Source organism: Actinorugispora endophytica (genome assembly GCF_004363075.1).
GTDB lineage: Bacteria > Actinomycetota > Actinomycetes > Streptosporangiales > Streptosporangiaceae > Actinorugispora > Actinorugispora endophytica.
In genome coordinates, this window is record NZ_SNYN01000005.1 from 41,910 (window position 1) to 62,102 (window position 20,193).

Consider the following 20,193-nt stretch of genomic DNA (forward strand, 5'->3'; position numbering starts at 1 on the left):
TCCGGGGCACGCCACCCGACACGGGGGCGTGTCGCGGCGGTTCTCATCCGTTGCTCAGGGCCAGCGTCCAGACGCTGAGAGCGACGAGGGCCGCGGAGGCGGTCACCGACAGGGCGAAGGCCGCGAGCCGCAGCGGACGCCACCGCGCCCGGATCGCGGGCACCCGCGTCCAGTACCAGGCGCCGACCGCGGCGGCGGTGGCGACCAGGCCGACCGCGACCGGCCACAGCAGCGGCGGGGTGGTCGCCCAGCTGCCCCACCGCAGCCCCGCCAGCAGGACCGCGAACGCGCCCAGCGGCATCGAGAGCAGCCGGAGCCGGTCCAGCGGGCGGCGTCCGGCGAGGGTGACGCGGCCGACGGCCAGCGCGAGCGAGAGCAGCACCGGGAGCACCAGGAACGGCAGCGTCACGGCCAGGCCGGTCCCACGCCCCAGCGCCATCGACGGGGGCTCGACCGCCGAGGGGTCGTCCAGCAGCGCGCTCGTCAGCTGCGGGGCCACCCCGGCCCGGGTGTTGGACAGCATGACCACGGCGCGCTCCTCCTCCACGGCGAGGAAGGCCGTGGAGCCGTAGGTCCCGCCGTCGTGCAGCGCCCTGGTGCCCCCGCCGTCGAGTTCGGCCAGGTACCAGCCCAGGCCGATCCGGCCCAGCCCGTCCACGTCGTGGCGCGGTTCCAGCGCGGACATGCCGGGCGCGGTGCCGGCCATGACCGCCTGGGCGAAGCGGACCAGGTCCGCGGTGGTCGTCCAGGTGCCCACCCCGGCGGGGGCGTACGCCGGACCGTCCCAGGTCTGGGCGCGCGAACCGGCCTCGTAGTGGGGGAGCGCGGCGCCCTCGGGGGCCTCCCCGGGGCCGGTGTCCGCGCCGACGATGACGGTGTCGTCCATGCCCAGCGGGTCCAGGACCCGTTCGCGCACGAGCTCGGGATAGGGGGTGCCGTCCACCCGGGCCAGAGCCTCGCCGAGTGCCGCGTAGCCGAAGTTGGAGTAGGACCACTCCCCGCGCCGCGGGCTGGGGGAGGCCACGGCCAGGGAGTCGGGGACGGACGGCAGCCCGGAGAACGGGTCGAGGGCGGAGAGGCCGGACAGCAGGACCGCGGTCTCGTGCCCGGCCGGGGCCGTGGGCAGGCCGGAGCGGTGGGTGGCCAGCTCCTCCAGGGTGATCCCGGCGGTGTCGGGGTCGGCGAAGTCCAGGTCGGTGAAGACCTCGCCGAGCGTGGTGTCGAGGTCGGCTTCGCCGTGCTCGACCATGTCGGCCAGCGTCATGGCGGTGAACAGCTTGAAGACCGAACCGGTCTCGAAGGGGGTGTCGGCGCCGACCGGCTCCCCGCCGGCCGCGCCCGCCGCCGCGACGGCGAGCCCGTCGGGGGTGGCCTCGGCCACCGAGAACGCCTGCACGTGGTTCTCCCGGCCCGCGATCGCCTCGCCCGTCCGGGCCGCGAGCGCGGGGTCCCCTTCGACAACGGTCGACGGCGGCGGGTCCACCGGCATCACCCAGAACGCGAGCGCGGCCGCCGCGGCCCCCGCGACCGACGCGGCGGCCCACGCCCTCCCCGGGGCCCGGGGCGCGCGCCCCGGGGAGGGATCGGGGGCGGTCTCCGTCGGAACCTGCTGCCGGATGTCCATGGAGCGAGGCTATGGAGCGGCTCCGGTGCGCTGTAGAAGCGGCTGTCACCACCTGTCCGTGAGGTTCGCGCGTCCCGCGCATGACGGATGTCATGGAGGTCACCGCGCGGGCGGGGCGCGCGCGGCCCTCCGTCGTCCAGGATGTGACCCGGTGCGTCCGGGGGAGAAGAGCCCGGACACCGGGAGGGACGGAGGAAGGATGGCGGAGATCGTACGGCTCTCGTCCGAGGACCTGGCGGCGGTCGCGGCGGAGCTCGCCGGGGTGCTGTCGGACGTGGTCGAGGGCGGCAACTCGGTGGGCTTCCTCGCGCCGCTGGACCCCGGCGCGGCCGAGGAGTGGTGGAAGGGGCTGGAGCCCGCCGTCGCGGGCGGGCGGGTGCTCGTATGGGCGGCCCGGCGGGACGGGCGGATCGAGGGCACCGTCCAGCTGCGGCTGAACGACATGCCCAACGGCTCGCACCGCGCCGAGGTCGCCAAGCTGATGGTGCGCCGCCGCGCGAGGGGCGCGGGGCTGGGCCGCGCGCTGCTGGCCGCGGCGGAGCGGGCCGCGGGGGAGGCCGGTGTCACCCTGCTGGTCCTGGACACCGAGACGGGGAGTCCGGCCGAACGGCTCTACCGCGCGGACGGCTGGACCCGGGTCGGAGTGATCCCCGACTACGCGGCGGACCCCGCCGGGGTCCTGCGCTCCACCACGTACTTCTACAAGCTCCTGGCCTAGGGGCGGGCGTCTCTCCCCGGTGATCTTGACCTTTTCGGGGCCTCGGAGGCGGCTGAGACCCCGGAAAGGCCAAGATCACCGGGGGAGCGCAGCGGGCCGGTGCCCCGGAGTCGAGGACTCGGGGGCACCGGCGCCGGGGCCGTCGGGAGAGGCCGCGCTTTCCTAGCCCAGCACCTTGTTCTCGCGTTCCAGGGCCGCGGTGGTGAAGTCGACGAGGCGCTGCTCGCCGTCGTCCCCGCCGAGCAGGGACGTGGTGCCCAGGTAGCCGCCGTTGCGGTAGAGGAGGCTGTAGAGCAGGACCTGCTCGCCGTCCACCTCGGTCTCGACGACGAAGGCCCGGGACTCCTCGCCGATCGTCTTGATGCCGAGGTCGCGCACGGTGTACGTGGTCGCGGTGCCGTCCACCGCCGTCGCCTGGTAGGTGCCGCACTCGGCGGGCGGCACGGTGTCGATGGCCTCCTCGGCCGCCTTCTCCGGCAGTTCGATGAGCATGTGCGTGATGGTCTCCTCCCCGTTGCCGAAGGTGGCCAGGGAGGCGGGCGCCTCGCGCACCTCCGGCAGCCGGCCCCACTGGTTCACGGCGTCCAGGCACTGGGGCTTGTCGAGCTCGGTGCTCTCGCGCAGCTGGTCCATCTGGAGCACCGACTCGAGTTCGCCGTAGGCGCCCGCCTCGCTCTTGTCGGCCAGCAGCGTGACGTCCTCGAACTCGACCATCTGCGCCTCGTTCAGCCGGCCCGCGGACCGGGGCGCGGGCGCGGAGTCCTCCTCCGGCGCGGCCTCGGACGCGGCCTCGGGCTCCTCCGCGCCCACGCAGCCGGCCAGGCAGAACAGGAGCGCGAACGCTCCGAGTGACGCGGAGGCGGCGGGGAGTGTCGTCCTGAGGGTGCGCATGGTGGTGTTTCCTGTTCTGTGCGATATTTCGACGGGAGGCAACGGGTGGCCGCCGGCGGGGTGCGCGGGAGACGCGCGGGTCCGGCGGCGGCCGCGACCACGGCCCGGGGAGCTCTCCCCGCGCCGCGCGACGGGGGCGCCCCCGGTGGGGCGGCCGACGGAGGCGGGGCCGGACGCGGCAGTCGTTGCCGTGAGTAATCTTTTCCTTGCACAGAGTATCGAGAAAGGGCGACGGTGTCGGAGCGGAATACGCCATATTTGCGAGCGGTACTTGACTCTGTCCCGTCCTACCGGCCGGGCCGCAAGGTCGTGGGCCCTGGCGGGCGGTCGGTCAAGCTCTCCTCCAACGAGAGCCCGTTCGGGCCGCTGGCCCCGGTGCGCGAGGCGATCGCCGCGGCCGCCGCGGAGGCCAACCGCTACCCGGACCCCGCCGCGGCGGAGCTGACCGCCGCGGTCGCCCGCCGCTTCGGGGTCCCCGAGGAGCACGTGGCGCTGGGCGCCGGTTCCGTGGGCATCCTCCAGCAGCTGCTGGAGGCGACCGCCGAGCCGGGCGCGGAGGTCGTCTACGCGTGGCGCTCCTTCGAGGCGTACCCGCTGCTCGTCGGCCTCTCCGGGGCGACCCCCGTGGAGGTCCCGCTGCGCGGGGAGACGCACGACCTGGACGCGATCGCCGCCGCCGTCACCGACCGCACCCGCCTGGTCCTCGTGTGCAACCCGAACAACCCGACCGGCACCGCCGTGCGCGAGACCGACCTGACCGCCTTCCTGGACGCCGTCCCCGACCACGTGCTGGTGGTCCTGGACGAGGCGTACCGCGAGTACGTCCGCGACCCCGGCGTCCCCGACGGCGTGGAGCTGTACCGGGACCGCCCCAACGTCGCGGTGCTGCGGACCTTCTCCAAGGCCTATGGGCTGGCCGCGCTGCGGGTGGGCTTCCTGATCGGCCACCCGCACGTGGCCGAGGCCGTGCGCAAGACGATGGTCCCCTTCGCGGTGAACCACCTCGCCCAGGCCGCCGGGGTGGCGTCACTGGCCGCGGAGGCGGAGTTGATGGAGCGGGTCGAGGCGACCGTCGGGGAGCGCGGCCGCGTGCGCGGGGCGCTCCTGGCCGACGGCTGGACGGTTCCGGCGACCGAGGCGAACTTCGTCTGGCTGCGCCTGGACGGGGACACCCTCGCCTTCGCCGCGGCCTGCGAGGCGGCCGGGGTCTCGGTCCGCCCCTTCGCGGGCGAGGGCGCCCGCGTCAGCATCGGGACCCCGCAGGAGAACGACGCCTTCCTGGAGGTCGCCAGGGCGCACCCGACGCGGAACCGGTAGCGCGCCTCCGGCGCGGGGCCCCGTCGGGGGCCTCGGCGTCGGCGTCCCGGAGTCCCCGGCTCCCGAACGCGGACGCCGGGACCGTCGACAGGCGCCGGGCTACTTGCCCGCCTTGTCCTTGTCGACCTTCTCGATGATGAGGCGGTACAGCTGGCGGGGACGGCCCGGCTGGAGGGTGCGGTTGGGCGGGAGCGGCCAGGCCAGGCCCTCCTCGACCAGGGTGCGCAGCAGGCGGCGGGCGGTGCGCGGGGTCACGCCCAGCATCCGGCCCGCGCCCTCGGCGTCCACCACGAGGGGCGCGTCCTCCTCCGCGATCTTCTCCGACAGGCGCAGCAGGGTCTCGCGGCCCTTGGTGCGCAGCTGCTCGCTCGCCTGGCGCTGCGGGGCGCGCTGAGCGGGGACCAGGGAGCGGCCCTCCCTGTCCACCGCGAAGCTCTGCCGGGTGGCCTGGGCGCGGCTCAGGGCCGCTCTGGCGTGCGCCTCGGCGTCCTGGGTGGTGCGGCCCATGCCGATGCCGACCTCGATGGCGATGCCGAGCTCGGTCTTGACGCGCTCGACGAACGGCGGCTGGCGGAATCCCTCGGTCGCCGAGACCAGGGAGCCCCGGGTGGCCGTCACCATGAAGGTGTGGTCGTCCACCTGGTGCGCCGTGGCGTTGATCCGGTGCGCCTCCTGGAGCAGCAGCCGGTGCAGCGCCAGGCGCAGCTCGTCGCGCCAGTACCGCGGGGTGGAGCGGCGGCTGGAGTCGCGCAGCGTGGGCACGTCCACGACCACCACGCCCAGCTGGGCCTCCTCCAGGCGGTGGTGGGCGCCGAGCAGCCCCGCCGTCTGCAGGGCGCTGCGCACCCCGGCGTTGGTGGGGCGCAGGCGCAGGGTGGGCACGCCGATCGCGTCCAGCCGCTCGGCGACGCCCCGCACGCAGGTGATGGCCATCTTGGTGACCTTGCGCCGCCACAGCCCCTCGTGGAAGGACGTGAGCGCGGCGGTGCCCACGAGCTCCTCGTGCACGTGGATGCCGTCGACCGGGAGGTCCACCTCGGAGTAGGCCTCGACCACGTCGGTCCGGCTGAGCACGTCCAGACTGGCGCGAGTGGGGTCGAACCGCTCGTCCAGGGTGGCGCGCAGCAGGGCCTCGTGCAGGCTCGCCCCGCCGAGCGGGACGAAGGTGGCCGGCATCGTCAGGACCCCGGCCTTGCGGGCGAACTCATACGGCACGGGGCTCGCGAACAGGTACGCGTCGATCGCGGACCCCAGCCGGAGCACCTTGTCGGTGGCCTCCTGCTCGTCTCGATAAGCGGCGGCGATGAGCCTGGCGTTGAGCGGGCCGGTCGACCCCGGCCCCATCAGCATGACGCGTTCGACGACTTCGTGCGGCCCGATGACACCAATAGTCAAATCGCCAGTACGCTGCGCACTCACCTCGGGATGCTCCCCGCTACCATTCCACGCTCTTCACTCTGTGCGCCCACCGGTTCCGACCCATATTTTTTCCGTCACGGCATTGCCGCGATCGTACCCATTGTTGAGTGTCAGTGAAGATCGTTTGCCGTAGAACGTCAAAACGCCCGGGCGGGAGCACACCCTCCCGCCCCGGCGCTAACTGGTAATTCCGTACTAGCCGAGTTCTTCGCGAATGACGTCCGCGCCCAGGGCGGCCAGCCGGGTGGCGAACTGGGAGTGACCGCGGTCCACCGGGTAGCCCGGGGACACGATCGTCTCGCCCTCGGCGACCAGGCCGGCCAGGACCACGGCCGCGCCGCTGCGCAGGTCGTGTGCGACGACCTCGGTGCCGCGCAGGGCGGTGGGGCCGTGCACGATGGCGCGGGTGCCGTCGACCTCGATCTTGGCGCCCATCTTGTTGAGCTCGTCGGCCAGCGCGAAGCGGCCGTCGTAGATGGCCTCGTGGATGTAGCTCTCACCCTCGGCCAGCGTGGCCAGCGCCATCAGCGGCGACTGCAGGTCCGTGGCGAAGCCCGGGTAGGGCGAGGTCACGGCGTTGATCGGGCGCAGCGGGGCGGACGGGTCGCGGCGGACGTGCAGGACCGCGCCCTGCTGGGAGAACTGGACGCCCATCTGCTCGAGCTTCCAGCGGGCCACCCCCAGGTGGTCCAGGTGCGCGCCGACGAGGCTGACGTCGCCGCCGGTGGCCGCGGCCATCATCGCGAAGACGCCCGAGTCGATGCGGTCCGACATGATGCGGTGCTCGACCGCGGTGAGCTCCTTGACGCCCTCGACCGTGATGAGGCCGGTGCCGCCGCCGCTGATCTTGGCGCCCATGTTGCTCAGGAACTCGATGACGTCGAGGACCTCGGGCTCCAGCGCGGCGTGCTCGATGACGGTGGTGCCCGGGGTGAGCACCGCGGCCATGAGCAGGTTCTCGGTACCGGTGTGCGACGGGGTGTCGAGGTAGAGGCGGCCGCCCCGGAGGTTGCCGGCCTCCACGTTGATGTGGTTGCGCTCGGCGTCCTCGGTCACCTCGGCGCCCAGGCGGGCGAAGCCCCGGTAGTGGAAGTCGAGGTTCCGGCTGCCGAGGTTGCAGCCGCCCACGCCCTCGATGCGGGCGCGGCCCATGCGGTGCATGAGCGCCGGGACGAACAGCACGGAGCCGCGGAAGCGGGCCGCGATGTCGGCGGGGAGGACAGCCCGCTCGGGGTCGTCGAGCTGGGAGGCGTCGATGACGATGGTGCGCTCGGACTCGTGGAACTCGACCTTGGCGCCCACGTATTCGGCGAGTTCCAGCGCGCGCCGGACGTCCTGGATGATGGGCACGTTCCGCAGAACGGTACGGCCCTTGGACGCGAGCAGGGCCGCGCCGATCATCGGGAGGACGGCGTTCTTCGCGCCCTGGATGAATGCGGTCCCGTTGAGGGGACGACCGCCGCGGACGCGGTAGCGAACCTCCTGGCCCATGCGCTTTGGCTCCTTCGTGAGGCAGAAATTCAAGGGTGGTCTCGTCGGTGCGACCTGTTGGTGGTCAGATGCGGCGAACAGGTGAAGAGTTCCGACGAGGAGAGTTCGGTCGGTGGCCGATCAGCGATGTCTTTATAGCAACGCGCTTCCGCTGCCGCGAACCATGCGGGGCTCCCGTCCGGTGTGACACGTCCGCACCGTGGAGAGTTCGCACGGCCGTGCGGTTCGTCCTGTGACACCCCGCACACCTGCGGCCGCTTCGCGTCGGGATGTTCGGGACACCGACCCCCACTTTACGTCCTACCGGTCCAAACCGATGACATCGCGCGGCCGGTAGCGGCCCCTACCCGTCGAGATCGGCCTTTCGGCCGGTCAACCGCTCGAACACGTCGGCGTATTTGGCCTGGGTGTGCTCCACCACCTCGTCGGGGAGCGCCGGGGGCGGTGTGTCGGCGGCGCGGTCCCAGCCCGAGGCCGGGGAGGTCAGCCAGTCGCGGATGAACTGCTTGTCGAGCGACGGCTGGGCCCGGCCGGGCACCCAGCACTCCTTGGGCCAGAAGCGTGAGGAGTCGGGGGTGAACACCTCGTCGGCGAGTACCAGCCCGCCCTCGGGGCCGTGCCCGAACTCGAACTTGGTGTCGGCCAGCAGGATGCCGCGCGCCTCCGCGAGCTCGCGGCCCCGCGAGTACAGCGCCAGGGTCAGGTCGCGCAGCTCCCCGGCGAGCGCGGCGCCGTGCCGCTCGGCCACGACCGAGAACGAGACGTTCTCGTCGTGCTCGCCGACCTCGGCCTTCGTGGCCGGGGTGAAGATCGGCTCGTTCAGCCGGGAGCCGTCCAGGAGGCCCTCGGGGAGTTCGACGCCGCACACCGAACCGCTCGCGACGTACTCGCTCAGCCCCGACCCGGCCAGGTAGCCGCGCGCCACGCATTCCACCGGGACCATGTCGAGCCTGCGGCACACCAGCGTGCGGCCCGCCCAGTCGGCGGGCGCGCCCGCAGGCGGGACGTCCGAGACGACGTGGTTGTCCACCAGGTCCGCGAGCTGCTCGAACCACCACAGCGACAACTGGGTGAGCAGCCGGCCCTTCCCGGGGATCCCTGTGGGCAGCACCCAGTCGTACGCCGAGATCCGGTCGCTGGCGACCATCACCAGCTGGCCGGACTCCGTGGCGTAGAGGTCGCGCACCTTGCCGGTGTGCAGGTGGGTGAGGCCCGGGACCACCGCGGGCGCGGGCTTTTCGACGAAACCGCTCATGACTGTCCTCGCAGGTGAGAAGGCCGGGAAGAAGGAAGGGTCAGTAGCGCCGGTAGCCGTCGGGCGGCGGGGGCGGCGGTTGGGGCGCGTGCGGCGGCGGGGCGCCGTGCGGCGGACGCGTCTGGTGCGGCGTCTGGTGCGGGTGCGGAGCCGAGGGGCCGCGACCCGGCGCCCCGCCCCGGGCGTGGCCGAGTTCGGCGTACGCCTCGGCGGGCAGCGGGAAGTAGCGGCGCACGTTCTCGTTGACGCTGTTGACCGCCAGCGCGCCCACGAACCCCGTGGACAGGTTGGTGACGACGTTCCCGCTGCCCAGGTCCACGACCACCGGCCGCAGGGTGGTGCCCCAGCCGACCTGCGCCTGCTGCCCGGCGAACTGCTGGGCGTCGTGGTCGGCGCCGCCCGCGACCACCGCGGCGATGGTGCACGCCCCGCTGACCCAGCCCACCCCGCCGCCGGCCAGGCGCCTGGCGTAGGCGTCGGCGTGCCGGCAGAAGTCGCGCAGCATCGCCCCGGTGGCGAACTCGGTGCGCGCCACCACGACGTACGTGCTGACCGGGGTCAGCATCACGTTCTCCGAGCGGATCCCGACCAGGACCCGGCCGGGGCCGACCTGCTGGTCCTCCATGACACGCGCGCGCGTGCCGTGCAGGCGCCGTCGGACCGCCTCGGTGTACTGGTCGGGAGTCAGCATCGGATCAGCTCAGGCCCTTCAACCGGTCGAAGACGCGGTCCAGGCGGCGGACGAACCGCTCGGGGCGGCAGACCTCGTCCAGCCGCGCCTCGTCGAGTCCGACCCCGTCCGCCGCGGCCCGCTCGCGCAGGGTCTGGCGGAAGTCCGTCCCCGTCTCCCAGGTGCGCATGGCCGCGGTCTGCACGAGCGCGTAGACGTCCTCGCGCGACATGCCGGTCTCGATGAGTTCGGAGACCACCGTCGAGGAGTAGATGAGCCCGTGCGTGGACTCCAGATTGTGCCGCATCCGGTCCGCGTCCACGACCAGTCCCCGCATCAGCCGGGTGGTCAGGTTCAGCAGGTAGTCGGTCGCGACGGCGGCGTCGGGCAGCGAGATGCGCTCGGTGGAGGAGTGGGAGATGTCACGCTCGTGCCACAGCGGGATGCCCTCCATGACCGGCACGATCTGGGCGCGCACGTTGCGCGCCATGCCGCAGATGCGCTCGGACATGATCGGGTTCTTCTTGTGGGGCATGGCGCTGGAGCCCTTCTGCCCCTTGCCGAACGGCTCCCACAGCTCCCGCACCTCCGTGCGCTGGCCGTGCCGGACCTCCAGGGCGATCGCCTCGCAGACGGTGGCGACGATCGCCAGCGCGCTCACCCACTCGGAGATGCCGTCGCGCAGCACCACCTGGGTGGACACGTCCGCGGCGCGCAGCCCCAGCTTCTCGGCGACGTAGCCCTCGACGCGGGGGTCGATGTTGGAGTAGGTCCCGACAGGGCCGGAGATCGCCATCACGCCGACGGCCTCGCGGGCGCGGTGCAGCCGGTCCCGCGAGCGCGCCATGGCGAACGCGAAGTCCGCGACCCGGTGGCCCCACACGTCGGGTTCGCCGTGGATGCCGTGCGTGCGGCCGACCCGCAGCGTGCCCTGGTGCTCCAGCGCGTGGTCGCGCAGCACCGCCACGAGGTCGTCGGCCTTGGCCAGGAGGATGTCGGTGGCCTCGACCAGCTGCGCCGCCAGCGCGGTGTCCAGCAGGTCGGAGGAGGTCATGCCGAAGTGGACCCACTTGGCGGCGTCGCGCGGTTCGGTGTTGTCGGCCCAGGCGGTGAGGAACGCGATGACGTCGTGCTGGGTCACCGCCTCGATCTCGGCCACCCGCTCGGGCGTCGGCGGCGGCGCCTGCCGCACGGGTTCCACCGCCTCGGTGGGCACGGTTCCAGCCACCGCGTGGGCCTCCAGGACCAGGGTCTCCACCTGGCACCAGAGCTCGTACTTGTGGGCGTCGCTGAAGACGCGGCCCATTTCCGGAAGGGTGTAGCGCTCGATCACACCACCATTTTGGCAGGTGTGCGCGGCGGTCGGTCAGACGGTGACGAGCTCGACGAGTCCGGGGGCGACTTTCTTGAGTTTTTTGTCCGCGGTGAGGACGGCGTCAGCGCCGACGTGGATGCCTGAGGCGATGACAAGAGCGTCCGGCAGCCGGAGCGCGGCGTCGACCGCCCGCAGGCGCGCGGCGTGGTCCGCGACCTCCTCGCACACGGGAACGACGTCGGAGAAATAACCGTCCCGCATCGCTTTCAGCCGTGAGAACGCGAAGGTGCTTTCCGGCTGGCGGAATGCTCCGGTCAACAGCTCCGACCACACGATGACGGACAGCGGGAAAACGGCCGACCGATCCTCCCACACGCGTACCGTCTTCAGTGCCGATTCGTGCATGGCGTCGTTGCTGTTGAGCAGGCTGACGACGATGTTGGTGTCGAGCAGGGCGATGGTCACCGGTTTCCGCCACTGTGACGTTCCCGCATCTCACGTTCCCGGTCGCTCCACTCGTCTCGGAGCGCGTCGACATCGACGGAGAATCCCGGAATAGTGCCCGCGAACTCGGTGATGCTTCGACGAGGCCGCTGGTGGGAGTGCAGAGTGATTTCACCGGTGGGAGTCAGGTCGAAATCGACGGTTTCGTCAAGTTCGACCCCCGCCGCTTGGAGGTCTTCCCTCGAGAAGGCGACGGTCACCTCGTCTCGGCTGTGGTGGACCCGGGCCCGTTTGGGACGCCTCACCGGTGTGGTCATGTCTGTCTCCCCCGGATTCGTTCCGCGTTCTTCACGTTCCCCAATGTAGCGAAAAGGGGTTTCGTGCGCTGGCACTGTCCACAGGTCCTCAGTCCTCTCCCAGCGCCGCCTTCTCCGCGATGTCGGCGCGGTGGAACGACCCCCGCAGGTCGATCCGGTCCACCGCCGCGTAGGCGCGCTCGCGGGCCTGGGCCAGGTCCGCGCCCGAGCCCACGACGCTCAGCACCCGGCCGCCGTTGGCCTTGACGTCGCGCGCGCCGCTCCAGGCGGTGCCCGCGTGCAGGACGTAGGCGCCCTCCACGGCGTCGGCCTCGGCCAGGCCGCCGACCAGGTCGCCCTTGACCGGGTCGCCCGGGTAGTTCTCGGCGGCCACGACCACGGTGACGGCCGCGCCCGGGCGCCAGTCCAGGGCGGACACCCCGCCGAGGCCGCCGGTGTCGGTGGCCTGCAGCAGCACGCCCAGCGGGGTGGCGAGGCGGTCCAGCACGACCTGCGTCTCGGGGTCGCCGAAGCGGGCGTTGAACTCCACGACGCGCGTGCCGTTGGAGGTCAGGGCCAGCCCCACGTACAGCAGGCCCTGGTAGGGGGTGCCGCGCCGGTCCATCTCGGCGATGGTGGGCCGCACCACGCTCGCCATGACCTCCTCGACCAGGCCCGGCGGGGCCCACGGCAGCGGGGCGTAGGCGCCCATGCCGCCGGTGTTGGGGCCCTCGTCGCCGTCGTAGGCGCGCTTGAAGTCCTGGGCGGGCAGCAGCGGGACGGCGTGGCGGCCGTCGCTGAGCACGAACAGCGACACCTCGGGACCGTCCAGGTACTCCTCGATCACCACCCGGCCGCACTCGCGGGCGTGCTGCTCGGCGGCCTTCCGGTCGTTGGTGACGACGACGCCCTTGCCCGCGGCGAGGCCGTCGTCCTTCACCACGTACGGCGGGCCGAAGGTGTCCAGCGCCTCGCTGACCTGCGCGGCCGTGCGGCACACCCTGGCCTTGGCGGTGGGGACGCCCGCCGCCTCCATGACCTCCTTGGCGAACGCCTTGGAGCCCTCGATCCGGGCGGCCTCCCGGTCCGGGCCGAACACGGGGATGCCGCGCCGCCGCAGCTCGTCGGCGAGCCCGGCCACCAGCGGGGCCTCGGGGCCGATGGCCACCAGCTCCGCGCCGATGCGCGCGGCCAGCTGGGTGACGGCCAGGCCGTCGGTGACGTTGATGACGTGGTTCTCCGCCAGCTCCGAGGTCCCGGGGTTGCCGGGGGCGCAGTGCAGGCTGGTCACGCCGGGGTCGAGGGACAACGCGCGGACGAGCGCGTGCTCGCGGCCGCCGCCGCCGATCACGAGGGCTTTCACAGGAGGGACCCTATTGGTTCGCAGGGATGGATGGGGAACCCGGGGCGTGTCGGCCCCGGGCCGGGAGAAATCGAGGGGGACGCGGACCGGAGCCCGGCCCCGCGGTGGTCTGCGGTCTCCCCGGTATCTGCCCGGGAGGGCCCGGGAGGAACCCCGGGCCCCGCGGGGAAGCCCGTCCCGCTAGACCAGGGAGCGCAGTTCCAGGGTCTGGTCGCGGCCCGGGCCGACGCCGATGGCCGAGATCGGGGCGCCGGACAGCTCCTCCAGCGCGCGCACGTACGCCTGCGCGTTCTTGGGCAGGTCCTCGAACGAGCGCGCGCCGGTGATGTCGTCGTCCCAGCCGTCGAAGTGCTCGTAGACCGGCACCGCGTGGTGGAAGTCGGTCTGCGTCATCGGGATCTCGTCGTGCCGGGTGCCGTCCACGTCGTAGCCGACGCAGACCGGGACGCGCTCCAGCCCCGACAGCACGTCGAGCTTGGTGAGGAAGAAGTCGGTGATGCCGTTGACCCGGGTGGCGTAGCGGGCGATCGGCGCGTCGAACCAGCCGCACCGGCGGTTGCGCCCGGTGGTGACGCCGTACTCGTGCCCCTGGGTGCGCAGCCACTCGCCCCACTCGTCGTGGAGCTCGGTCGGGAACGGGCCCGAGCCGACGCGGGTGGTGTACGCCTTGAGGATGCCCACGACCTTGGTGATGCGGGTGGGGCCGATGCCCGAGCCCGCGCACGCGCCGCCCGAGGTGGGGGAGGAGGAGGTGACGAACGGGTAGGTGCCGTGGTCGATGTCCAGGAGGGTGCCCTGGGAGCCCTCCAGGTACACGGTCTTGCCCTCGTCCAGGGCCCGGTTCAGGACCAGGGAGGTGTCGGCCACGAACGGGCGCAGGAGCTCGGCGTATCCCAGGTACTCCTCGAGGATGGGCTCCAGCTCCAGGCCGCGGCGGTTGTACACCTTGGTGAGGACCTGGTTCTTGTCGTTGAGCGCCAGTTCGAGCTTCTTGCGCAGGATCCCGGTGTCGAACATGTCCTGCACGCGCACACCCGCGCGGGAGATCTTGTCGGCGTAGGTGGGGCCGATGCCGCGGCCGGTGGTGCCGATCCGGCCCTTGCCGAGGAAGCGCTCGCTGACCTTGTCCAGGGCCCGGTGGTAGGGCATGATCAGGTGCGCGTTCGCCGAGATCAGCAGGCGGGAGGTGTCCACGCCGCGCTTGTTGAGGCCGTTCAGCTCCTCGAACAGCACCCCCGGGTCGATGACGACGCCGTTGGCGATGACCGGCACGACGTCGGGGGAGAGAATGCCCGACGGCAGCAGGTGCAGCGCGTACTTCTGGTCGCCGATGACGACGGTGTGCCCCGCGTTGTTGCCGCCCTGATAGCGAACCACGTAGTCAACGCGGCCTCCGACAAGGTCGGTGGCCTTCCCCTTGCCCTCGTCCCCCCACTGGGCTCCAACGAGCGTGATCGCCGGCATCGCCGTCTACCTCTTCATTCTTCGCGTCAGACCGGGAGCGGTCGTTCCGTGTGCCCCGGACATGCCGAAGCCCCTGGCGCAAGAAGCGACAGGGGCTCTTGCGTATAGAGGCTACACGACGGGTCGTCGCGCGTTAAGGGGCGAACGCGCAGGTGGCCCCGACGACGGGCCGCGGCCCACCGGTTCCGGGGCCTTTCTCCTGCGCGAACGCCGTGTGAACGACGGGGCCGGGCCGGGGGCCGGCGGCGCCGGTCAGCCTCCGAGGGCCCTGGCGGCCTCCTCGCTGCTGTCGCGCAGGAAGGCGGCGCACCGCTGGGCCTCCTCGGTCTCCTCGATCGACTCGGCGGCCTTGCCGAGGTAGTACAGCGACCGCAGGAAGCCGCGGTTGGGCTCGTGCTCCCACGGGACCGGGCCGTGCCCCTTCCACCCGGAGCGGCGCAGCTGGTCCAGGCCCCGGTGGTAGCCGGTGCGCGCGTACGCGTACGCGGCGACGTCCTGCCCCGCCTCGTAGGCGCGCTCGGCGAGCGCGGCCCAGGCCGCGGAGTACCCGGGGAAGCGCGCGGCGACCTCGGAGGGGTCGGCGGCCGCGGCCAGGGCCTCCCGGGCGGCGGGGTGGTCGGGGAGTTCGGTGGGCGGCGGGCCGCCGAGCAGATTCTGACGCAGATCCATGCCCCCATCCTGCCCGAAGAAGCGGAACCCCCGGCCGGTCGGCCGGGGGTCCGCGTCGTCGCGGGGTCCGCGCGGACCTACTTCATCCGGTTGCCCGCGGAGCCGAGCCACTGGGCGGCCTCGCCGACGCGCGCGGCCATGCCCGCCTCGGCGGCCTTGCCGTAGGAGCGGGGGTCGTAGACCTTCTTGTTGCCGATCTCGCCGTCGGTCTTGAGCACGCCGTCGTAGTTCTTCATGACGTGGTCGACGATCGGGCGGGTGAACGCGTACTGGGTGTCGGTGTCCACGTTCATCTTCACGACGCCGTAGCTGACGGCCTCGGTGACCTCTTCGTGGGTGGAGCCGGAGCCGCCGTGGAAGACGAAGTCGAAGGGGCGGTCCTTGCCGTACTTCGCGCTGACCGCGTCCTGGGCCTCCTTGAGGACCGACGGGCGCAGCTTGACGAAGCCGGGCTTGTACGCGCCGTGCACGTTGCCGAAGGTCAGGGCGGTCATGTAGTAGCCCTTCTCGCCCAGGCCGAGGACCTCGGCGGTGCGAAGGGCGTCGGCCGGGGAGGTGTAGAGCTTCTCGTTGATCTCGCCGACGATGCCGTCCTCCTCGCCGCCCACGACGCCGACCTCGATCTCCAGGATCGTGCGGGCGGCCTTGGAGGCGGCCAGCAGCTCCTCGGCGATCTGCAGGTTCTCCTCGAGCTCGACCGCGGAGCCGTCCCACATGTGGGACTGGAACAGAGGCTCCTGGCCCTTGGCCACGCGCTCCTTGGAGATCTCCAGGAGCGGGCGCACGAACCCGTCGAGCTTGTTCTTGGGGCAGTGGTCGGTGTGCAGCGCGATGTTGACCGGGTACTTGGCGGCGACGACGCGGGCGAACTCGGCGAACGCGACCGAACCGGTGACCATGTCCTTGACGGTCGAGCCGGACAGGTAGTCGGCCCCGCCGGTGGAGATCTGGATGATGCCGTCGCTCTCGGCCTCGGCGAAGCCGCGCAGCGCCGCGTGCAGGGTCTGGCTCGACGACACGTTGATCGCCGGGTAGGCGAAGCCCTGGGACTTCGCGCGGCCCAGCATCTCGGTGTAGACCTCTGGCGTTGCGATAGGCATGGTGATGACTCCCTGGTTGGCCTGGAGTGTTGAGGGACCTGGCCTCGGTGGTCCCTGAGGCCAAGTCTTCCACGGCGGATTTTCGTGGGGTTACCCGAGCAAGTATCGCGAACACGGGCCATCCGCGAAAGGTCTAGACCAAAATGCCCTGATCTGCACCGGGTCGCAACCGGGCGGCACGCGTCACGGCGCCGATTCCGCGAACCGTCCGTGGCCGGGCGGGTGCTCTCCGTGGGAGATCGGGTGCTGGAAAAGAAGGAGTCGTACCAATGTCGATTGTTATGGGTGATTGGCGCTACATTCAGCAGCGTGGGACGACATCGCAATGATCCGAGAGGCGTTGGCCAGGCACTGGCCATCGCCGGAGCAGTCGTGCTACTGGTCATCCTCGTCGTGCTGGGCGGGTACTTCTTCTACCGCTCCCTCCCCGGCAACAGCGACCTCGTGGTGCCTGACGAGTCCGGTGCCCTCGCCTCCCCCGAAACAGTCGCCAGTGACATGAAGGTGCTGTACATCCGGGTGACGGGCGAGTCCAGCGACGTGCTCGTGCGGGTGCCCGGAGGAGAGGTGCTCATAGACACGACCATGGCCCAGGGGCAGTACGTCACATACGCCCAGCCGCGCATGGACGTCACGTTGGGTGACCCGGCCGCGGTCGAGGTGTACGTGAACGGCGAACCCAAGAACGTGAAGGAGGAGGCGCCGGGATACACCTTCACCGCCGTGGCGGCGGAGTAGGCGGCGGGCGCGTCCCGGACGCCACGGCGGAGAAGAGCGGTCGACCGGTCAGACGGCCAGGTCGGCCAGCGTGTAGGCGGCCCGGTACTCGAGGCCCTCGCCGACGACCTTGTCCCGCGCCCCGCGGTCCACGATGACGGCCACCCCGACGACCTCGGCCCCGGCCTCGCGCAGCGCCTCGACGGCGGTCAGCACCGACCCGCCGGTCGTCGAGGTGTCCTCGACCGCGAGCACGCGGCGGCCCTTCACGTCAGGACCCTCGATGCGGCGCTGGAGGCCGTGCGCCTTGCCCTCCTTGCGCACCACGAAGGCGTCCAGCCGGCGCCCGCGCCCCGCTGCGGCGTGCAGCATGGCGGCGGCCACCGGGTCCGCGCCCAGGGTGAGCCCGCCGACGGCGTCGTACCCCAGGTCGGCGGTCGCGTCCAGCATCACGCGCCCCACCAGCGGGGCGCTCCCGCCGTCAAGGGTGATCCGGCGCAGGTCCACGTAGTAGTCGGCCTCGATACCCGAGGAAAGGGTCACCTTGCCGCGCACGACGGCTTTATCGTTGATCTGTCGGAGGAGATCGTCACGGTCGCTCATGACGTCCGAGCCTAGCCATACGAGCAGCTGGGGGCGTTCTCCGGACCCGGTCGAAGGGGGCTGTATGACGTACGCCGACGGCGGCGCCGAGCACGTGCGGGTGGAGGTCGCGACGGACGGCCGAGCCTCGGCCCTGGAGCTGGGGGACGGGGCGGTCCGGGCCGGGTTGGCCGCGTGCGCCCAGGTCAGCGGCCCCGTCACGAGCGTGTACCGGTGGGCGGGCGAGGTCCGCACCGACGAGGAGTGGCGGCTCGTGCTCAAGACGGCGGGAGACCGCCTGGCCGAGCTGACCGCGCACATCGCCGACCGGCACCCCTACGACGTCCCCGAGATCGTGGCCGTCCCCGTCGAGGGCGGCCACCCCGAGTACCTCGAATGGGTCACCGAGTCCACCCGGCCCCGGCCGTGACGCCCGGAGAGGGCCTCCCCTGCCTGGTGCTGCTGCACAGCCCCCTGGGCTCGGCCGCGGACTGGGGGAGCCTGCCGCGCGCGCTCGCCGGCCTCGGGGCCGAGGTGCTCGTCGCGGAGGTCGCCGACGACGACCGCCCGCCCTTCGCCGCCCGCTACGTGGCGCGCGCCGCCCTGGAGATCGCCGCCGCCGCTCCGGCCGGGCCGATCCTGCCGGTGGCGGCCGGGGCGGCGGGGCCGCTGCTCCCCGCCATCGGGGCCGCCCAGCGCGCCGCCCACCGCGCGGTCGCCGGATACGTCCTGGTGGACGCGCTCCTCCCGCAGCCGGGCACCCCCACCCGCGCCGAGCTCGCGGCGGCCCAGCACCACCTCGACCCGCCCGTCCGCCCCCCGGAGTTCTTCACCGAACCCCTCCCCCCGGGCGCCGACTGGCCCGACGCGCCCTGCGGCTACCTGCGCACCGGCGACGGCTACGCCCACGCCGCCCGCCTGGCGGGGATGCGGTCGTGGCCGGTCCGCGAGGCGGGCGGACGCCCGCTCGCGGAGGAACTGGTGGGACTGATCGCCGAACTCTGAGTCACCGGTGCGGGACCCTTCGCGAGGCGGGGCTTCCCCGAGTCGACGCGGACCGGTTCCGGCGGAGGCGGACCCCGGTGTGCGGCTCGCCCTCCAAACCGGCACAGACTTGGCTAGGCTGTGGCCCGGCCTTCAATTGGCCGAGTACCGAACCACTGGACGGCTCCGGTCGCGTTTCGCTCCCGGACCCGCCAGAACCAAGGAAGGGGGCGGTGTCGCGTGGATCGCTGCGCGCTGTTCGTAGACGCCGGCTACCTCCTGGCCGATGGCGCGATGGCCGTGCACGGGACACGCAACCGCGACTCCGTGTCGTGGGACTACGCGGCTCTCGTGCAACTGCTCAACGAGGTCGCGCGGGACCGCACGGGACTGCCCCCGCTGCGCTGCTACTGGTACGAGGCGGTGGCCGACGGCCGCCGCTCCCAGGAGCAGGACGGCATCGCGGACATCCCGGGCGTCAAGTTCCGCGCCGCCCGCATCCGCCCCGGTCGGCGAGAAGGCGTCGAAAGCTATGTGCAACGGGACCTGGTCGCCCTGGCCAGGAGCAGCGCGATCTGCGACGCCGTGCTCATCAGCGGGGACGAGGACATGGCCCCGGTCGTCGCCGAGGTCCAGGAACTCGGGGTCCGGGTCACCGTGGTGAACATCTCGGTCGAGGGGAACTGGACCATCTCGCGCGCACTGCGCCGAGAGTGCGACGACCTCATCGAGATCGGCGCGGGACACCTGCGGCCGCACGTCAGCCTGCTCGACGCGGGCGTCGGACCGGCCGATGACACCATCCCGGCCAAGCAGGGCGGACCGGTCTCCAACGGCCGCTCCCGCCCCGGCACGGGACCGGTCACCCGCCAGCCCGCCACGGCGCACGCGGGCGCGCCCCGCGTGGAGCCGTCCACGGCCTCGCTGGAGGCGATGTTCGCCGTCACGGGAGCCCAGCAGGCGGCCTCGGGCAACGCGATGGACCAGCTGCGCGCCATGCGCCAGAGCCTGGCCCAGCAGCGCGGGAACGGCGACCAGCTGGCCCCGCAGGGCACGTCCGGCATGGAGCCGCGCACCGGAGGGCAGCCGGCCGCGGACGCCGGGGGGTACCCGGGGCAGCCGCCGTCGCACACCGGCGCGCACCCCGGCATGGCCGCCGGTCCCCCGACCGGCCCCCAGCCCGGCCACGCCGCGCAGCCCACCGGCGCGCACCAGAGCATGCGCGGCGTCCAGCAGGGGGGTTACCCGCCCCCCGGGCAGGGGCAGCCGAACCCGTCCCACCAGGCGGGCGCGCACCACGACCCGATGACGGGCAACGGCGGCTACGACAGGGAGGCCCCACCACCGTCGCGGGGCGCTCCACCGGACCCGCGCTTCGGAGGCGGCACGGGGGAGAACCCCGGGTTCGGAGGTGGCACCGGACCAAACCCTACTTTTGGGGCCAGTACGGGGGTTGACCCCCGCTACCGGAGCGCTCGCCGAGCCCGCAGGGGCTTCGAGACCGCTACTGGCCCCAGCCCGCAGGACAACCGGGTCCAGCACGGGCCCTACACCGACGCCACACCGCGGATCGGGTACACCCCGCCGGGCGGCCAGGCCGTGAACCGGTCCGTGGACGAGGCCGTCGACGTCGCCCGGCGTGAGGGCGGCGACTTCGCCGAGTCCATAGCCCGGGACGCCCCCGCGCTGTGGCTGGAGGCGGTACTGGCGCGCAAGCCCCGGATGCCGTCCGACCTGGAGGCGCGACTGCTGCAGGGATCCGCGCTGCCCATCGACTTCCTCCTGCGCGACGAGGTCAGGCACGCCCTGCGGCAGGGCTTCTGGGACGCCCTGGAGCGTTCCCGCACGTGATCACCGGTGTCGGACCGGTGTGG

General features: G+C 72.5%; 20 protein-coding genes. 6 read left to right on the forward strand and 14 right to left on the reverse strand.

The window, feature by feature from the left end:
* Positions 1 to 43 precede the first annotated feature (43 nt).
* Entirely contained in the window at positions 44 to 1,624 is a 1,581-nt protein-coding gene (locus tag EV190_RS09055; RefSeq protein WP_133741046.1) for a serine hydrolase domain-containing protein, read from the reverse strand.
* A gap of 199 nt (positions 1,625 to 1,823) precedes the next feature.
* Here EV190_RS09055 and EV190_RS09060 point away from each other — a divergent pair, with 199 nt between their 5' ends.
* Positions 1,824 to 2,342 (forward strand): GNAT family N-acetyltransferase, encoded by a 519-nt coding sequence (locus tag EV190_RS09060; protein WP_133741047.1) that lies wholly within the window; start codon positions 1,824 to 1,826, stop codon positions 2,340 to 2,342.
* Positions 2,343 to 2,504: 162 nt separating this feature from the next.
* On the opposite strand, the gene EV190_RS09065 is transcribed toward EV190_RS09060, so the two are convergent.
* Positions 2,505 to 3,233 (reverse strand): hypothetical protein, encoded by a 729-nt coding sequence (locus EV190_RS09065; RefSeq protein ID WP_133741048.1) that lies wholly within the window; start codon positions 3,231 to 3,233, stop codon positions 2,505 to 2,507.
* 234 nt (positions 3,234 to 3,467) lie between these two features.
* On the opposite strand from EV190_RS09065, the gene hisC reads away from it, so the two are divergent.
* Positions 3,468 to 4,550: a histidinol-phosphate transaminase gene (gene hisC / locus EV190_RS09070; RefSeq protein ID WP_133741049.1), complete on the forward strand. Its 1,083-nt coding sequence runs from the start codon at positions 3,468 to 3,470 to the stop codon at positions 4,548 to 4,550.
* Between the two features lie 99 nt (positions 4,551 to 4,649).
* Here hisC and EV190_RS09075 read toward each other — a convergent pair whose 3' ends face one another.
* The 11 genes from EV190_RS09075 to fbaA all read right to left on the reverse strand — a co-directional run bounded on the left by EV190_RS09075 (position 4,650) and on the right by fbaA (position 16,036).
* The gene (locus EV190_RS09075; RefSeq protein ID WP_133741255.1) at positions 4,650 to 5,900 is read right to left on the reverse strand and encodes a transcriptional regulator; all 1,251 of its coding nucleotides are present in this window, start codon (positions 5,898 to 5,900) and stop codon (positions 4,650 to 4,652) included.
* 264 nt (positions 5,901 to 6,164) lie between these two features.
* Positions 6,165 to 7,460 (reverse strand): UDP-N-acetylglucosamine 1-carboxyvinyltransferase, encoded by a 1,296-nt coding sequence (murA, locus tag EV190_RS09080; protein ID WP_133741050.1) that lies wholly within the window; start codon positions 7,458 to 7,460, stop codon positions 6,165 to 6,167.
* Positions 7,461 to 7,803: 343 nt separating this feature from the next.
* The gene (locus tag EV190_RS09085; protein ID WP_133741051.1) at positions 7,804 to 8,715 is read right to left on the reverse strand and encodes a phosphoribosylaminoimidazolesuccinocarboxamide synthase; all 912 of its coding nucleotides are present in this window, start codon (positions 8,713 to 8,715) and stop codon (positions 7,804 to 7,806) included.
* A 40-nt stretch (positions 8,716 to 8,755) separates the two neighbouring features.
* Positions 8,756 to 9,406, reverse strand: a complete 651-nt coding sequence (locus tag EV190_RS09090) for a hypothetical protein (protein WP_133741052.1) — start codon at positions 9,404 to 9,406, stop codon at positions 8,756 to 8,758.
* A 4-nt stretch (positions 9,407 to 9,410) separates the two neighbouring features.
* Positions 9,411 to 10,718 carry an adenylosuccinate lyase gene (purB, locus tag EV190_RS09095; protein WP_133741053.1) on the reverse strand — a complete coding sequence of 436 codons (1,308 nt, stop codon included), beginning with the start codon at positions 10,716 to 10,718 and terminating at the stop codon, positions 9,411 to 9,413.
* Positions 10,719 to 10,751: 33 nt separating this feature from the next.
* A complete protein-coding gene (locus EV190_RS09100) occupies positions 10,752 to 11,165 on the reverse strand; it encodes a type II toxin-antitoxin system VapC family toxin (protein ID WP_133741054.1) in 414 nt (137 codons plus the stop codon).
* Positions 11,162 to 11,461 (reverse strand): hypothetical protein, encoded by a 300-nt coding sequence (locus EV190_RS09105; protein WP_133741055.1) that lies wholly within the window; start codon positions 11,459 to 11,461, stop codon positions 11,162 to 11,164. The genes EV190_RS09100 and EV190_RS09105 overlap by 4 nt, the downstream gene beginning before the upstream one ends.
* Positions 11,462 to 11,549: 88 nt before the next feature.
* The gene (gene purD, locus EV190_RS09110; RefSeq protein WP_133741056.1) at positions 11,550 to 12,803 is read right to left on the reverse strand and encodes a phosphoribosylamine--glycine ligase; all 1,254 of its coding nucleotides are present in this window, start codon (positions 12,801 to 12,803) and stop codon (positions 11,550 to 11,552) included.
* 180 nt (positions 12,804 to 12,983) lie between these two features.
* Positions 12,984 to 14,267, reverse strand: a complete 1,284-nt coding sequence (locus tag EV190_RS09115; RefSeq protein ID WP_133741057.1) for an adenylosuccinate synthase — start codon at positions 14,265 to 14,267, stop codon at positions 12,984 to 12,986.
* Positions 14,268 to 14,519: 252 nt separating this feature from the next.
* Entirely contained in the window at positions 14,520 to 14,936 is a 417-nt protein-coding gene (locus EV190_RS09120) for a DUF3151 domain-containing protein (protein ID WP_133741058.1), read from the reverse strand.
* A 77-nt stretch (positions 14,937 to 15,013) separates the two neighbouring features.
* Positions 15,014 to 16,036 (reverse strand): class II fructose-bisphosphate aldolase, encoded by a 1,023-nt coding sequence (fbaA, locus tag EV190_RS09125; RefSeq protein WP_133741059.1) that lies wholly within the window; start codon positions 16,034 to 16,036, stop codon positions 15,014 to 15,016.
* Between the two features lie 351 nt (positions 16,037 to 16,387).
* Here fbaA and EV190_RS09130 point away from each other — a divergent pair, with 351 nt between their 5' ends.
* The gene (locus EV190_RS09130) at positions 16,388 to 16,774 is read left to right on the forward strand and encodes a DUF4115 domain-containing protein (protein WP_133741256.1); all 387 of its coding nucleotides are present in this window, start codon (positions 16,388 to 16,390) and stop codon (positions 16,772 to 16,774) included.
* Positions 16,775 to 16,822: 48 nt separating this feature from the next.
* Here EV190_RS09130 and pyrE read toward each other — a convergent pair whose 3' ends face one another.
* Positions 16,823 to 17,356: an orotate phosphoribosyltransferase gene (gene pyrE / locus EV190_RS09135; protein ID WP_133741060.1), complete on the reverse strand. Its 534-nt coding sequence runs from the start codon at positions 17,354 to 17,356 to the stop codon at positions 16,823 to 16,825.
* A 64-nt stretch (positions 17,357 to 17,420) separates the two neighbouring features.
* On the opposite strand from pyrE, the gene cutA reads away from it, so the two are divergent.
* The 3 genes from cutA to EV190_RS09150 all read left to right on the forward strand — a co-directional run bounded on the left by cutA (position 17,421) and on the right by EV190_RS09150 (position 20,170).
* Positions 17,421 to 17,765, forward strand: a complete 345-nt coding sequence (gene cutA / locus EV190_RS09140) for a divalent-cation tolerance protein CutA (protein WP_133741061.1) — start codon at positions 17,421 to 17,423, stop codon at positions 17,763 to 17,765.
* The gene (locus tag EV190_RS09145; protein ID WP_133741062.1) at positions 17,732 to 18,340 is read left to right on the forward strand and encodes a hypothetical protein; all 609 of its coding nucleotides are present in this window, start codon (positions 17,732 to 17,734) and stop codon (positions 18,338 to 18,340) included. The genes cutA and EV190_RS09145 overlap by 34 nt, the downstream gene beginning before the upstream one ends.
* Positions 18,341 to 18,559: 219 nt before the next feature.
* Positions 18,560 to 20,170 (forward strand): NYN domain-containing protein, encoded by a 1,611-nt coding sequence (locus EV190_RS09150; protein WP_133741063.1) that lies wholly within the window; start codon positions 18,560 to 18,562, stop codon positions 20,168 to 20,170.
* The last annotated feature ends 23 nt before the right edge of the window (positions 20,171 to 20,193 follow it).